The sequence below is a fragment of the Geodermatophilus sp. Leaf369 genome (assembly GCF_001424455.1).
Classification (GTDB): domain Bacteria; phylum Actinomycetota; class Actinomycetes; order Mycobacteriales; family Geodermatophilaceae; genus Klenkia.
The window spans coordinates 72501-87167 of record NZ_LMQA01000003.1 but is presented as its reverse complement, the minus strand read 5'-3'; the positions used below and the strand labels follow the sequence as shown (position 1 = coordinate 87167).

Genomic DNA, 14667 nt, shown 5'->3' with positions numbered 1-14667 from the left:
AGTGGTGGGTCAGCCGACGACGACGTCGACCTGCAGGGGATGGTGGTCCGAGCACGCCGAGCCGTCGAGCACCCGGGCCGCGGTGACCCGCACCTCGGGGGAGACCCAGACCTGGTCGATCCGCACCCGGGGACGGCGGGCGGGGTGGGTCAGGCCCTGGTCGCGCTTCCAGAGCTGCCAGCCCCGGGCCTGGTCGCCCCGGCTGCCGGCCTGCTGCCAGGCGTCGGCGAGCCGGGTGCGCAGCGGCACGAGCTCGGGGGCGCCGGCCGTCGCGTTCAGGTCGCCGACCACCAGGGACGCCGAGCCTGGCCCGGGCAGCAGGTCGACCAGCGCGGTGGCCTGCGCGGCCCGCTCGCGCATGGAGCCGCTGGACAGGTGGGTGGCCACCACGGTCAGCGTCCGGTCGCCCACGCCGAGCACCGCGCGCACCGCGGCCCGCGGTTCGCCGTCCCCGGGCAGGCGGTGCACCGAGTCGTCGACCATCGGCAGCCGGGACAGCACGGCGTTGCCGTACTGCCGGCGGGGCGCGTCCCGGGTGGGCCCGTCCCGGTCGATCGCCGGGCCCCAGGCCAGGGACCGCCCCAGCCCCTCGGCGAGCACGGCGGCCTGGTCGACGGTCTTGCTCCGGTCACCGAAGTGCCGGTCGACCTCCTGCAGGCAGATCACGTCGGCGTCGGTGTCGTGCAGCAGCGCAGCGATCCGGGCCAGGTCGTGCCGGCCGTCGTCCCCGACGCCGTGGTGGGTGTTGAAGGTGACCAGCCGCAGAGCGGTCCTGCCGTCGGCTCCGTCCATGCCGACCAGACTCCCATCCCCGACCATGGGGCCATGCGCATCTTCTTCACCGGTGGCACCGGCAAGGCCGGCCACCACGTGGCCCCGTACCTCGCCGAGCAGGGCCACGACGTCACCAACGCCGACCTCACCCCGCTGCGCCACGACGGCATCGTCGACCTGCGCGTCGACCTCACCGACCTCGGCCAGACGTACTCCGCGCTGGCGGGCGTGGCGCGACCGGCCGAGCTGGACCTGCCGGCCGTGCCCGCCTACGACGCCGTCGTCCACTTCGCCGCCGTACCGGCGATCATGCTCGCCGCCGACGGCACCACCTACGCCACCAACACCCTGAGCACCTACAACGTGCTGGAGGCCGCCACCCGCCTCGGCATCCCGAAGGTGGTCTTCGCCTCCTCGGAGACCACGTACGGCATCTGCTTCGCCCAGGGCGAGCGGAAGCCGCTGTACGTGCCGGTCGACGAGGAGCACCCGACCGTGCCCGAGGACTCCTACGCGATGAGCAAGGTCGCCGGGGAGGTGACCGCACGGTCCTTCCAGGCCCGCACCGGGGCCGACGTCTACGGCCTGCGGATCAACAACGTCATCGAGCCGCACGAGTACGAGGAGCTGTTCCCCGACTTCCTCACCGACCCCGCGCTGCGGCGGCGCAACGTGTTCGCCTACATCGACACCCGGGACCTCGGTCAGGTGGTCGAGCGGTGCCTGCAGACCGACGGGCTGGGCTACCAGGTGTTCAACGTCGCCAACGCCGACACCTCGGTGGCCGCGACCACCGACGAGCTCCGGGCGCAGTTCTACGAGGGTGTCGAGCTGCGCCGCGAGATGGGCCCGCACGAGACCTTCTACTCGATCGAGAAGGCCCGCACGATGCTGGGTTACCAGCCGCAGCACTCCTGGCGCGACGTGCTGGCCGACCCGAGGGCCTGACTCAGGACAGCTCGGTGTCCAGCACCCGGGTGAACCGGGGGGTGCCGTCGTCGTCCCGGCTGGTGGCCCAGAGCCGGAACCGGGCGTCGGCGCCGTCGAGCACCAGTTCGCCGAGCTCGTTGCCGAAGAACGGACCGGCCTGCTTCTCCCAGACCAGGCCGGTCCGCGGCACCCGGGCCAGCCGGGTGATCGAGCCGGTCAGCGCGCGGGCCCAGCGGCTCCAGCCCACGCGGAAGCCGATCTCGATGGCGTGCGGTGCCTTGTTGTGCAGCGGGGAGACCGTCAGCTGGTGCACCCGGCTGGTCAGGTCACCGGGCCGCGTGAGCTCGGCGGCGTAGGCGTGGTGCACGTCGCCGGACAGCACCAGCGCGGTCGCCGGCGGCTTCCCGTGCTCGCCGCGGGCCAGGGCCACCAGCGCGGCGCCCAGCCGCTCGAAGGAGGCGCCGAACGCGGCCCAGTGCTCGAGGTCGGCGGCCTGGCGCAGCTTCTCCGCGGCCCGGCCCAGGGGACGGCGGTGGTGCCGGAGGGCCAGGGTCTCGTCCCACCGCTCGATGTCGTGGATGGCGTGCGGGAGCAACCAGGGCAGCGACGTGCCGACCAGCACGTGGTCCACCCCGTCGGCCGAGGCCCGGGCCAGCGCGGACTCCACCCAGCCGAACTCGACGTCGTCGAGGATCTGCCGGTCGGTCTCGGCCAGCACCCGGCCGGCCCGGCTGTCCACCATCACCAGCCGGACGTGGTCCCAGTGCCGCACGTAGCTCCAGCGGAAGGCGGTCGGGTCGCCGTCGGCGCCCTCGGCCATCTCCCGGAGCAGCGGCTCGGCGTCCTCCTGCCCCTGCATCGCCTGCCAGGTCGCGTTGTCGGCCAGCTCGGCCGGGCTGAGGTTGCCCAGGTGCTGGTAGACGAAGTAGCTGGTCAGCCCGCCGGTGATCCGGGTGCGCCACCACGGCTGGTCGACCACGGAGTCGCGCCAGGCGGCCGAGGTGTTCCAGTCGTCGATCATCTCGTGGTCGTCGAAGATCATCGAGGACGGGATCGTGGAGAGCAGCCACCGGACCTCGGGGTCGCCCCAGGACTCCCGGTACAGCCGGGTGTACTCCTCGAAGTCCGCGACCTGGACCCCGGGCGCCTCCGACAGGTCGCGGCGCCGGGCCAGCCAGGCCTGCGTGGCCGGGGTGGTCTCGTCGGCGTAGACCTGGTCGCCGAGGAGCACCAGGGCGTCGGGCCACTGGTCCTCGGGCAGATCGGCGAGCTGCACGGCGTAGGAGTCCAGCGCGTCCGGGGCGATCCCGTCCCGCACGTCGACGGCGGCCGGTGAGGCGTAGCGGCAGGAGCCGAAGGCGATCCGGAAGGGGCCCGGCCGGCCGGGGGTGCGGATCCGGCTCGGCGGGAACGAGCTGTGCCGCGGCGGCCACACCGGCACGCCGTCCAGGCTCACGTCGTAGGGCGTCGTGCTCCCGGGCTCCAGTCCCTCGATCACGACCAGGGCGTAGTGGTGACCGGCCACGCAGAAGGTGCGCGCCTGGGCGTTGAGCACCCGGACCGTGCACGGGGCCGTGGTCTCCACCCAGACGGTCGCCGACACCGGGTCGACGTGGCGCAGCAGCGGGCCGAGCAGCAGGCGAGCGGATTCCGGCACGCCCTCCACCCTCCCGCACCGTCCCGTGTCCCGCCCAGGCCCGGCTGGGAGACTCCTGTCATGGAGTTCGTGCTGATCGCCGTCGCGATCGTCGTCATCGCCCTGCTGGCCGGGGTGGGCCTGCTCGTCGGCCGGGGCCGCCGCACCGCCCGGCTCGACGACGACGCCGCGTCCGGCACCACGCTGACCCGCCCGCGTCCCGGTACCGGCTCGACCGCGGTCACGACCGCACCTCCCCGTCCCACCACGGCACCGCCGGTGGACGACGACCTGCTCCCGCCGGCCGACCTGCCCCCGGCCGAGCCCGAGCCCGGTCTGGTCTTCGACACCCCGCCCCCCTCGGCCGGCCGGCTCGTCCGGCTGCGCTCCCGGCTGGCCCGCTCGCAGTCCTCGCTGGGCCGCGGCCTGCTCACCGTGCTGGCCCGGGAGAAGCTGACCGAGGACGACTGGGAGGAGGTCGAGGAGACCCTGCTGGCCGCCGACGTCGGCCTGGCCGCCACCACCCAGATCGTCGACCGGCTGCGCACCCAGTCCCTCGTGCTGGCCACCGGCGACGGCGGCGCGCTGCGCGAGCTGCTGGTGCGCGAGCTGACCGCCGTCCTCGGCCCGGACATGGACCGCACGCTGGCCACCGACACGGTCACCGACCGCCCCGCCGTCCTGCTCGTGGTGGGCGTGAACGGCGCCGGCAAGACCACCACCTGCGGCAAGATCGCCCGCGTCCTGGTGGGCGACGGCAAGAGCGTCGTCCTCGGTGCCGCCGACACCTTCCGGGCCGCGGCCGCCGACCAGCTCGAGACCTGGGGCGAGCGGGTCGGCGTCCCCACCGTGCGCGGCCGCGAGGGCGGCGACCCGGCGTCGGTGGCCTTCGAGGCCGTGAAGACCGGCCGGGACGCCGGCGTCGACGCCGTGCTGGTCGACACCGCCGGGCGACTGCACACCAAGAGCGGCCTGATGGACGAGCTGGGCAAGGTCAAGCGGGTCGTGGAGAAGCAGAGCCCGGTCGACGAGGTGCTGCTGGTGCTCGACGCCACCACCGGTCAGAACGGCGTCGTCCAGGCCCGGGTGTTCACCGAGGCGGTCACCGTCACCGGCATCGTGCTCACCAAGCTCGACGGCACCGCCAAGGGCGGCATCGTGGTCGCGGTGCAGCGCGAGCTCGGCATCCCGGTGAAGCTGATCGGGCTGGGCGAGGGCGCCGACGACCTGGCGCCCTTCGAGCCGCGCGCCTTCGCCGAGGCCCTGGTGGGGAACTAGCTCGCCGGCGACGGGGCGGCGCTGCGCTCCCAGCGCTCCTCGATGCGCCCGAAGCGCCAGATCGCCAGGGCGATCAGCCAGGTGAGCACGAACAGCCCGACGATGGCGAAGCCGACGTACTCCAGGTCCAGCGAGGCGATCCAGGCCAGCGGGCCGGTCTCGACGCCCACGCGCTCCACGACCAGCCCGGCGAGGACCAGCAGGCCGACCACCAGGGCGATGACCACCGACAGCACGGTGACCGTGAGGTTGTAGTAGACCTTCCGCACCGGGCGGACCATCGCCCAGCCGTAGGCCCGGGTCATCAGCACGCCGTCGGCGGTGTCGAACAGGCTCATGCCGGCCATGAAGAGCACCGGCAGGACGAGGATCGCGTACCAGGGCAGCACGAACGCCGCCGATCCCGCCGCGAGCACGAGCAGGGCCACCTGGGTGGCGGTGTCGAAGCCCAGGCCCATGAGCAGGCCCACCGGGTAGAGGTGCCACGGCTTGGTCACCCGCCGCGTCACCCGGCCCAGCAGGCGCGCCAGGAACCCACGGGTGTGCAGGTGGTGCTCGAGCTGGGCCTCGTCGTAGTCCCCGGTGCGCATCCGGCGGAACACCCGCGCGATGCCCACCACCGAGACCAGGTTCATCGCGCCGATGACGAGCAGGAAGGTGCCGGCGACCAGCGTGCCGACCAGGCCGAGGGTCTGCGCGGTGCCCGACTCGCCGTTCGTCACGACACCGGCGACCGAGCGCACCCCGAGCGCCAGCAGGGCCGAGGCCACCACGACGACGGTGGAGTGGCCCAGGGAGAACCAGAACCCGGTGCTGACCGCCGAGCGGCCCTCGCCCACGAGCTTGCGGGTGGTGTTGTCGATCGAGGCGATGTGGTCGGCGTCGAAGGCGTGCCGGACGCCGAGCAGGTAGGCGGTGAGGCCGACGCCCACCCCGAGCACCGAGCCGCCGCCGAGCTCGAAGCCACGCGGCACCACGGCCAGCAGCAGCACGCCGCAGCCGACCACGTGCAGCACGAGGACGACGCCGGACATCGCCGCGATGCTGCGGCGGTCCTCCCGGGTGAACCGCGTCGGCGCGTCGGTGGGGGCGGGGTGTGCGGTGGCCGTGGTCACGGCGGGAGCGTAGTGCGACGCACTCGCATCTGCACAGGGTTCGCAACAAGGGCCCCACGCACAGCCGGGTGGGTGGCGGTCGACACACCCGGGTGGTCGGCAACACGACCGGAACACCGGGGGCCGACACGCGGACCGGTGTTCACGGTCCCGAAACACGTGCGGACCGTCGTCGGAACACGACCTCGGCACGGTGTCCCTCACACCACCCCCCGCCCTCCCGGGCTCCCGACGCGGCCGATGGCCGACGACCCCTGATCAGGAGGTTGCCGTGGTCAACACCGGCGACACAGCCTGGATCCTCACCAGCGCGGCCCTCGTGCTGCTGATGACCCCAGGACTCGCGCTCTTCTACGGCGGCATGGTCCGCGCGAAGAGCGTCCTCAACATGATGATGATGAGCTTCGGAGCCGCAGCGCTGATCAGCGTGCTCTGGGTGCTCTACGGCTACTCGTTCGCCTTCGGCAACGACGTCGGCGCCGGCCTGCTGGGTGACCCCACCGAGTTCTTCGGGCTCGCGGGCCTCATGGAGGACGTCACCACCGACGCCGGCGGCTACCCGGTCATGGCGTTCGTCGGCTTCCAGGCCGTCTTCGCGATCATCACCGTCGCGCTGATCTCCGGTGCCATCGCCGACCGCGCCAAGTTCGGTGCCTGGATGGTGTTCGCCGGCGTCTGGGCGACCGTCGTCTACTTCCCGATCGCGCACTGGGTCTTCGACTTCACCCTGACCGACGAGGACGGCACGGTCACCCACGTCGGTGGCTGGATCGCCAACAACCTCGCCGCCGTCGACTTCGCCGGTGGCACCGCGGTGCACATCAACGCCGGTGCCGCTGGCCTCGCCCTGGCCCTGGTGCTGGGCAAGCGTCGCGGCTTCGGCCGGGAGGCCATGCGCCCGCACAACCTGCCGCTGGTCATGATCGGCGCCGGGCTGCTGTGGTTCGGCTGGTTCGGCTTCAACGCCGGCTCCGCCCTGGCCGCCAACAACACCGCCGCGGTGGTCTGGGTCAACACCCTGGTCGCCACCGGTGCCGCCGTCCTGGGCTGGCTGCTGACGGAGAAGATCCGCGACGGCCACTCGACCTCCCTCGGTGGCGCCTCCGGCGTCGTCGCCGGTCTGGTCGCGATCACCCCGGCCTGTTCCGCGGTCTCGCCGATCGGGGCGATCATCATCGGCGTCCTGGCCGGTGTGCTCTGCGCCCTGGCCGTCGGCCTGAAGTACCGCTTCGGCTACGACGACTCCCTCGACGTCGTCGGCGTGCACCTCGTCGGCGGCCTCTGGGGCACCATTGCCATCGGCTTCGTCGCCGACCCCGACGCCCCCGCCGGTGTCGAGTCGCTGGTCTTCGGCGGCAGCGTCGACCAGCTGTGGCGCCAGGTCGTCGGCGCCCTCGCCGTCCTCGTGGTCTCCTTCGTCCTCACCTACGTGATCGGCCTGATCATCGAGAAGACGATGGGCTTCCGGATCACCGAGGAGGACGAGGTCGCCGGCATCGACAACGTCGTGCACGCCGAGTCCGGCTACGACTTCACCAGCCTGAGCGGCGGCAGCGGTTCGGCCCTGCACCAGGCGACGACGGCCAAGACCGTGGAGGGTTCCCACTCATGAAGCTGATCACCGCGATCGTCAAGCCGTTCAAGCTCGACGACGTCAAGAACGCCCTCGAGCTGATCGGCATCGCCGGCCTCACCGTCTCCGAGGTGCAGGGCTTCGGCCGGCAGCGCGGGCACACCGAGGTCTACCGCGGTGCGGAGTACCAGGTGGACTTCGTCCCCAAGGTGCGCATCGAGGTCGTCGTCGGCGAGACCGACGCCGCCCGGGTGGTGGACGCGGTCGTCGAGTCCGCCAGCACCGGCCAGATCGGTGACGGCAAGGTGTGGGTGACCACGATCGACGAGATCGTCCGGGTCCGTACCGGCGAGCGCGGGGCCGACGCCCTGTAGTCGTTCCCGCCCCGTCGACGTCGGCCGGGGTGGTGGGTCCGCCCACCACCCCGGCCGACGCCGTTCCCGCCCTCCCCCCACCCGACCGCGGCGCCGTCGCCGCCCTCGTGGAAGGTGCCCTGCGTGCCCGACTCCCCGGACCCCGTGACGCTGGCCGAGCTCGGCCGCCCCGAGCGGGTCGCCGCCCTCGACACCTGGCTGGGCGAGCTGCTCGCCGCCGCCCTGGCCGGCGCACCGGCACCGAAGGCCCGCCGCGGCCAGACCCCCGCGCCGGCCGGCACCGGGGTCTCCCTCGTCGCCGTCGGCAGCCTGGGGCGCCGCGAGCCCGCCCCGTACGGCGACCTCGACCTCGTCCTGGTGCACGACGGGCGCGCCGAGATCGGCGCCGTCGCCGATGCGCTCTGGTACCCCGTCTGGGACGCCGGCCACAAGCTGGACCACTCCGTGCGCACCGTCGCCGAGGCCGTGCAGGTCGCCGGCACCGACGTGAAGGCCGGGCTGGGGCTGCTCGACGTCCGGCACGTCGCGGGGGACGCCGAGCTGTCGGCCCGGCTGCGCACCGCCACGCTGGCCGGCTGGCGGCAGCACGCCGCCCGGCTGCTGCCCGAGCTCCGCGACATCCGCCGCGGCCGGGTGCGCACCGTGGGGGAGCTGGGCTTCCTGCTCGAGCCCGACCTCAAGGAGGCCTACGGCGGCCTGCGCGAGGGGCAGGTGCTCCGCGCGCTGTCCACCGCCCAGCTGGTCGACGAGCCCCCCGCCGACGCGGGGGAGGCCTACGCGTTCCTGGTCGACGTCCGCGACGAGCTGCGCCGGCGCACCCGCCGCGCCTCGGACGTGCTGGTGCGCCAGGAGCAGCGCGGGGTCGCCGAGGCCCTGGGTCTCGCCGACGACGACGTGCTGCTCCGGCAGGTCAGCCTGGCCGGACGACGGCTGGCCTTCGTCGCCGACGAGACCTGGCGCCGGGTCGAGGCCGCCCTGGTCCGGCGTCCGCGCACCCGCTACCGCCGGGTCCGCCGCGAGCCGCTGGCCGAGGGCGTCGTCCGGCAGGGCGACGAGGTGGTGCTGGCCCGGGACGCCCGCCCCGCCGTGGACGCCGGGCTGGTGCTCCGCGGGGCCGCCGCCGCCGCGCGCGCGGACCTGCTGCTCTCCCCGTACACGCTCAAGGTGCTCGCCGTGCACGCCCCGCCGTTGCCCGAGCCCTGGCCCTCGGAGGTGCGCTGGTCCTTCCTGCGGCTGCTGGCCAGCGGGCGCAGCGCCGTCCCGGTGATCGAGCAGCTGGACCAGGAGGGGCTGCTGTCCCGGATGCTGCCGGAGTGGGACCGGGTGCGGTCCCTGCCCCAGCGCCACCCCTGGCACCGGTTCACCGTCGACCGGCACCTCGTGGAGGCCGCGGCGGCCGCCGCCGAGCTGACCCGCGACGTCGACCGGCCCGACCTGCTGCTGGTCGGTGCGCTGCTGCACGACATCGGCAAGGGCTGGCCGGGTGACCACACCGACGTCGGCGTGGTCGTGATCCGGGAGACCGCGACCCGGATGGGCTTCACCCCCGACGACGTCGACGTGCTGGTGGCGATGGTGCGCTGCCACCTGCTGCTGCCCGACGTGGCCACCCACCGCGACATCGACGACCCGGCGACCATCGACCGGGTGGTGGACGCCATCGGCGCCGACCCCGCGCTGCTGCAGCTGCTGCACGCCCTGGCCCAGGCCGACGGTGCGGCCACCTCGACGTCGGCCTGGTCGCCGTGGAAGGCCCACCTGGTCGCCGCCCTGGTCGGCCGGGTGGCGGCACGGCTGGGCAGCACCACCGTGCCCGAGCCGGTGCTGGAGCCCAGCGACCCGCAGGCCACCGCCCCCGCCCCGGCCATCCCCGGGCAGACCCAGCCGGTCACCGTCGGCATCGAGGACGTGCCCGACGGGCAGCAGGTCACCTTCGGGGCGCCGGACCGGCCGGGCCTGTTCAGCCTGTGCTCGGGGGTGCTGGCGCTCAACCAGCTCGACGTCCGGGCCGCCCGGGTGACCGTCGAGGGCGGGCACACCACGGCGGTCTTCGCCGTCCGGCCGCGGTTCGGGCGGGCCCCGGTGCCCGAGATCCTGGCTGACTCGGTGCGCGCGGCCCTCGAGGGCAGCCTGCCGTTGGCCGACCGGCTGGCGCAGCGGGAGAAGGACTACAGCCAGGACGGGAAGCGGGGCGCCCCGCCGCGGGTGGCCTGGTTCGACGCCGAGGCCACCGGCGCCGCGGCGAGCCTGGTGGAGGTGCGCGCCGCCGACCGGGCCGGGTTGCTCTACCGGCTCACCGCGGCCCTGGCCGCCGAGGGGCTGGACGTCACCTCGGCGACCGTGGAGACGCTCGGGGCCGACGCGGTGGACGCGTTCTACCTGGCCGACCCCTCCGGCACCCCGGTGGACGCCGACCAGCGCTCCCGGGCCGAGCAGGCCCTGCTCGCCGCCGCGGCCGGGGTCGCCCCGGATCCCGTGCCCCGCTGAGCGCGCCCCGCGGTCGATACGCTGGGCACCGGTCGCGCCGCGAGTCGGCCCGCCCACCCCTGATCCACCTGCGTGAGGACGTGTTGTGTTCGAGACCCTCTCCGACCGGCTCGAAGCGGTCTTCACCGGGCTGCGTGGCAAGGGCCGGCTCTCCGACGCCGACATCGACGCCACCGCCCGGGAGATCCGGATCGCGCTGCTCGAGGCCGACGTCGCGCTGCCGGTGGTCCGCACGTTCATCACCTCGGTCAAGGACCGGGCCCGCGGCGCCGAGGTCAGCCAGGCGCTGAACCCGGCCCAGCAGATCATCAAGATCGTCAACGAGGAGCTCGTCGGCGTCCTCGGCGGGGAGACCCGGCGGATCCGCTACGCCAAGAACTCCCCGACGGTGATCATGCTGGCCGGCCTCCAGGGCGCCGGCAAGACCACCCTGGCCGGCAAGCTGGGCCGCTGGCTCAAGGCCCAGGGCCACACCCCGCTGCTGGTGGCCTGCGACCTGCAGCGCCCCAACGCGGTGAACCAGCTGTCCATCGTCGCGGGGCAGGCCGGGGTGGACGTCTACGCCCCGCAGCCGGGCAACGGCGTCGGTGATCCGGTCGCCGTGGCCCGGGAGTCCATCGAGCACGCCCGCCGCACCATGCACGACGTCGTCGTCGTCGACACCGCCGGTCGCCTGGGCATCGACGCCGAGCTGATGGCCCAGGCCGCCGGCATCCGGGACGCCGTCCAGCCCGACGAGACGCTGTTCGTCGTCGACGCGATGATCGGCCAGGACGCCGTCACCACCGCGATCGCCTTCCAGGAGGGCGTCGGGTTCTCCGGCGTCGTGCTCACCAAGCTCGACGGCGACGCCCGCGGTGGTGCCGCGCTGAGCGTCCGGGGCGTGACCGGCCAGCCGATCATGTTCGCCTCGACCGGTGAGAAGCTCACCGACTTCGACGTCTTCCACCCCGAGCGGATGGCCTCGCGCATCCTCGGCATGGGCGACGTCCTCACCCTCATCGAGCAGGCCGAACAGGCCTTCGACGCCGACCAGGCCGAGGCCATGGCCGGCAAGCTGGCCAGCCGCGAGGGCTTCACCCTCGAGGACTTCCTCGAGCAGATGCTGGCCATCCGCAAGATGGGCCCGATCGCCAACCTGCTGGGCATGCTGCCCGGGGCCGGGGCGATGAAGGAGCAGCTCAAGCAGGTCGACGACCGCGACCTCGACCGCACCGCGGCGATCATCCGGTCGATGACCCCGGGGGAGCGGGTCACCCCGAAGATCATCAACGCCTCGCGCCGGGTCCGGATCGCCAACGGCTCCGGGGTCACGGTCACCGAGGTGAACTCGCTGCTGGAGCGCTTCGTCCAGGCCCAGAAGATGATGGGCCAGATGGCCGGCAGCATGGGCATGCCCGGCATGGGCCCGATGTCGAAGAAGGCCCGTGGTCGCCAGCAGCAGGCGGCGGCCCGCAAGGGCAAGAAGGGCAAGAAGGCCCCCGCCCGCCGGGCGATCGGCGGCGGCGGGGCGGGCGGGGGTCTGCCGGGCGGCATCCCCGGGCTGCCCCCGGGCCAGGGCGTGCCGGACCTCAGCAAGCTGGACTTCAGCCAGTTCAAGGACCGCTGACCGCCGTGCTGCACCTGTCGGGGGTGCTGCTGCCCGAGGGCGAGCAGCGCGACCTGTGGGTGCGGGACGGTCGGATCACGTTCGAGCGCGTCCCCGGGGCCGAGACGGTCTCCCGCGGCGGGTTCGTGCTGCCCGGCCTGGTCGACGCGCACTGCCACGTCGGCATCGCGCGCGGGGGCGGGCACCTGACCGACCTGGCCGACGCCCGGGCCCAGGCGGTCACCGAGCGGGACGCCGGGGTGCTGCTGCTGCGCGACTGCGGGTCCCCGGTCGACACCCGGGCCCTGGACGACGACGAGGACCTCCCGCGCATCCTGCGGGCCGGCCGCCACGTCGCCCGCCCCCGCCGCTACCTCCCCGGGCTCGGCGTCGAGGTGGAGCCGGCGGACCTGGTCGCCGAGGTGCGCACCCAGGCCCGCGCCGGGGACGGCTGGGTCAAGCTGGTGGGGGACTGGATCGACCGCGGCGCCGGCGACCTGGGCCCGCTGTGGCCGGCCGAGGCGCTCGTCGCCGCGATCGCCGCCGCCCACGAGGAGGGCGCCCGGGTCACCGCGCACGCCTTCGGCACCGACGCGCTGCCCGACCTGATCGCCGCGGGCATCGACTGCATCGAGCACGGCACCGGCCTCACCGAGGACCTGGTCGCCGAGATGGCGGCCCGCGGCACCGCCGTCGTCCCCACGCTGGTGAACGTGGAGAACTTCCCCGGCTTCGCCGAGGCCGGGCAGGCCAAGTTCCCCGCCTACGCCTCCACGATGCGGCGGCTGTACGCCTCGTCCGGCGCCGTCGTGCGGGCCGCGTACGAGGCGGGGGTGCCGGTGTTCGCCGGCACCGACGCCGGGGGCGGCATCGACCACGGGGTCATCGCCGACGAGATCCGGGCGCTGCAGACCGCGGGCCTGCCCGCCGAGGCCGCGCTGGCCGCCGGTTCCTGGGCGGCCCGGGAGTGGCTGGGCCTGCCGGGCCTGGTCGAGGGCGCCCCCGCCGACCTGGTCGTCTACGACGCCGACCCGCGCGCCGACCTCGACGTGCTGCAGCGACCGCAGCTGACCGTGCTGCGCGGCCGCGTCGTCGCCTGATCGAAACCCGTTCGGGGGCGCCTGGGAGACTCCGGTCGTGCTCCTCCGGATGTCCTCCCTGTTCCTGCGCACGCTGCGCGACGACCCCGCCGACGCCGAGGTGCCCAGCCACCGGCTGCTGGCCCGCGGCGGATACATCCGCCGCTCGGCGCCCGGTGGCTTCACCTGGCTGCCGCTGGGCTGGCGGGTGTTCCGCAACGTGGAGCGGATCGTCCGCGAGGAGATGGACGCGATGGGCGCCCAGGAGGTCCACTTCCCGGCGCTGCTGCCCCGCGAGCCCTACGAGCGCACCGGCCGCTGGACCGAGTACGGCGACAACCTCTTCCGGCTGCAGGACCGCAAGGGCGCGGACTTCCTCCTCGGGCCCACCCACGAGGAGATGTTCACCCTCCTGGTGAAGGACCTCTACGGCTCCTACAAGGACCTCCCGGTCTCGCTGTACCAGATCCAGACCAAGTACCGGGACGAGGCGCGGCCCCGGGCCGGGCTGTTCCGCACCCGCGAGTTCGTGATGAAGGACAGCTACAGCTTCGACGTCTCCGACGCCGGGCTGGAGCGCTCCTACGCCGCGCACCGCGAGGCCTACACCCGGGTGTTCGACCGGCTGGGCCTGGAGGTCGTGATCGTGTCGGCCACCTCGGGGGCGATGGGCGGCTCCCGCTCCGAGGAGTTCCTGCACCCGACCCCGGTCGGTGAGGACACCTTCGTCCGCTCGGCCGGCGGCTACGCGGCCAACGTCGAGGCGGTCACCACCGTCGTCCCCGACTCCGTCCCGCTCGAGGGCCTGCCGGCCGCGCACGTCGAGGACACCCCCGACACCCCGACCATCGACACCCTGGTGGCCGTGGCGACCGAGCGGTTCCCCGACGCCGGGTACACCGCGGCGCACACCCTGAAGAACGTCGTGGTGACCCTGCGGCACCCCGACGGCACCCTCGAGCCCGTCGTCATCGGCCTGCCCGGTGACCGGGACGTCGACACCAAGCGCCTGGAGGCCCAGGTCGCCCCCGCCGAGGTCGAGCCCTTCACCGACTTCGCCGGCAACCCGGCACTGGTCAAGGGCTACATCGGGCCGCAGGTGCTGGGCAGCGACTCCGCCTCGGGCATCCGGTACCTGGTCGACCCCCGCGTCGTCCCGGGCACCGCCTGGATCACCGGCGCCAACGAGGCCGGCAAGCACGTGTTCGACCTCGTCGCCGGCCGGGACTTCACCTGGGACGGCGTCGTCGAGGCCGCCGAGGTGCGCGCCGGCGACCCCGCGCCCGACGGCTCCGGCCCGCTGGAGCTCGCCCGCGGCGTCGAGATGGGCCACGTGTTCCAGCTCGGCCGCAAGTACGCCGAGGCCCTCGACCTCAAGGTCCTCGACGAGAACGGCAAGCTCGTCACCGTCACGATGGGCTCCTACGGCATCGGGGTCTCCCGCGCCGTCGCCGCCATCGCCGAGTCGCTGCACGACGAGCTCGGCCTGGTCTGGCCGCGGGCGATCGCCCCGGCCGACGTGCACGTGGTCGCCACCGGCAAGGACGCCGCGGTCTTCGAGGCCGCCCAGGCGTTGTCCGAGGAGCTCGTCGCCGCCGGGCTCACCGTGCTGTACGACGACCGGCCGAAGGTCAGCCCCGGCGTGAAGTTCAAGGACGCCGAGCTGCTCGGGATGCCGACCATCGTCACCGTCGGCCGCGGCCTGGTCGACGGCGTCCTCGAGCTGCGCGACCGGGCCACCGGGGACCGCCAGGAGATCCCGGTGGACGGTGCCGCCGCCGCGGTGCTGGCCGCCGTCCGGGCGTAACCGCCCCGCCCACCCCGGCGTCGATC

11 protein-coding genes are annotated in these 14667 nt (G+C 73.9%); 8 read left to right on the top strand and 3 right to left on the bottom strand.

Annotation, left to right across the window (positions count from 1 at the left end; translation table 11 throughout):
- Positions 1 to 9: 9 nt before the first annotated feature.
- On the bottom strand, positions 10 to 792 hold the full coding sequence (locus ASG36_RS14800) for an endonuclease/exonuclease/phosphatase family protein (protein WP_055765463.1): 783 nt from the start codon (positions 790 to 792) through the stop codon (positions 10 to 12).
- Positions 793 to 825: 33 nt separating this feature from the next.
- On the opposite strand from ASG36_RS14800, the gene ASG36_RS14795 reads away from it, so the two are divergent.
- Positions 826 to 1722 (top strand): NAD(P)-dependent oxidoreductase, encoded by an 897-nt coding sequence (locus ASG36_RS14795; protein ID WP_055765460.1) that lies wholly within the window; start codon positions 826 to 828, stop codon positions 1720 to 1722.
- A 1-nt stretch (position 1723) separates the two neighbouring features.
- Here the strand turns inward: ASG36_RS14795 and ASG36_RS14790 are convergent, their stop codons facing one another.
- Positions 1724 to 3361, bottom strand: coding sequence for an alkaline phosphatase D family protein (locus tag ASG36_RS14790; protein ID WP_055765456.1), 1638 nt, complete (start codon positions 3359 to 3361; stop codon positions 1724 to 1726).
- A gap of 60 nt (positions 3362 to 3421) precedes the next feature.
- On the opposite strand from ASG36_RS14790, the gene ftsY reads away from it, so the two are divergent.
- Entirely contained in the window at positions 3422 to 4618 is a 1197-nt protein-coding gene (ftsY, locus tag ASG36_RS14785) for a signal recognition particle-docking protein FtsY (protein WP_055765453.1), read from the top strand.
- On the opposite strand, the gene ASG36_RS14780 is transcribed toward ftsY, so the two are convergent.
- Complete coding sequence (locus ASG36_RS14780; RefSeq protein WP_055765450.1) at positions 4615 to 5733, bottom strand: HoxN/HupN/NixA family nickel/cobalt transporter; 1119 nt, start codon at positions 5731 to 5733, stop codon at positions 4615 to 4617. The genes ftsY and ASG36_RS14780 overlap by 4 nt on opposite strands.
- Positions 5734 to 6004: 271 nt before the next feature.
- Here ASG36_RS14780 and ASG36_RS14775 point away from each other — a divergent pair, with 271 nt between their 5' ends.
- The 6 genes from ASG36_RS14775 to ASG36_RS14750 all read left to right on the top strand — a co-directional run bounded on the left by ASG36_RS14775 (position 6005) and on the right by ASG36_RS14750 (position 14641).
- Positions 6005 to 7345, top strand: coding sequence for an ammonium transporter (locus ASG36_RS14775; RefSeq protein WP_082523168.1), 1341 nt, complete (start codon positions 6005 to 6007; stop codon positions 7343 to 7345).
- Positions 7342 to 7680, top strand: coding sequence for a P-II family nitrogen regulator (locus ASG36_RS14770; protein WP_055765447.1), 339 nt, complete (start codon positions 7342 to 7344; stop codon positions 7678 to 7680). The genes ASG36_RS14775 and ASG36_RS14770 overlap by 4 nt, the downstream gene beginning before the upstream one ends.
- A gap of 123 nt (positions 7681 to 7803) precedes the next feature.
- Complete coding sequence (locus ASG36_RS14765; protein ID WP_235495053.1) at positions 7804 to 10167, top strand: [protein-PII] uridylyltransferase; 2364 nt, start codon at positions 7804 to 7806, stop codon at positions 10165 to 10167.
- Positions 10168 to 10252: 85 nt separating this feature from the next.
- Positions 10253 to 11776 (top strand): signal recognition particle protein, encoded by a 1524-nt coding sequence (gene ffh, locus ASG36_RS14760; protein WP_055765443.1) that lies wholly within the window; start codon positions 10253 to 10255, stop codon positions 11774 to 11776.
- Between the two features lie 5 nt (positions 11777 to 11781).
- Complete coding sequence (locus ASG36_RS14755; RefSeq protein WP_235495051.1) at positions 11782 to 12855, top strand: amidohydrolase family protein; 1074 nt, start codon at positions 11782 to 11784, stop codon at positions 12853 to 12855.
- A gap of 49 nt (positions 12856 to 12904) precedes the next feature.
- Entirely contained in the window at positions 12905 to 14641 is a 1737-nt protein-coding gene (locus ASG36_RS14750; RefSeq protein WP_235495049.1) for a proline--tRNA ligase, read from the top strand.
- The last annotated feature ends 26 nt before the right edge of the window (positions 14642 to 14667 follow it).

Coding starts and splice junctions, on each gene's coding strand:
- ASG36_RS14800 (WP_055765463.1), bottom strand. CDS start 792: ATGGACGGAGCCGACGGCAGGACCGCTCTGCGGCTGGTCACCTTCAAC.
- ASG36_RS14795 (WP_055765460.1), top strand. CDS start 826: ATGCGCATCTTCTTCACCGGTGGCACCGGCAAGGCCGGCCACCACGTG.
- ftsY (WP_055765453.1), top strand. CDS start 3,422: ATGGAGTTCGTGCTGATCGCCGTCGCGATCGTCGTCATCGCCCTGCTG.
- ASG36_RS14770 (WP_055765447.1), top strand. CDS start 7,342: ATGAAGCTGATCACCGCGATCGTCAAGCCGTTCAAGCTCGACGACGTC.
- ASG36_RS14750 (WP_235495049.1), top strand. CDS start 12,905: ATGTCCTCCCTGTTCCTGCGCACGCTGCGCGACGACCCCGCCGACGCC.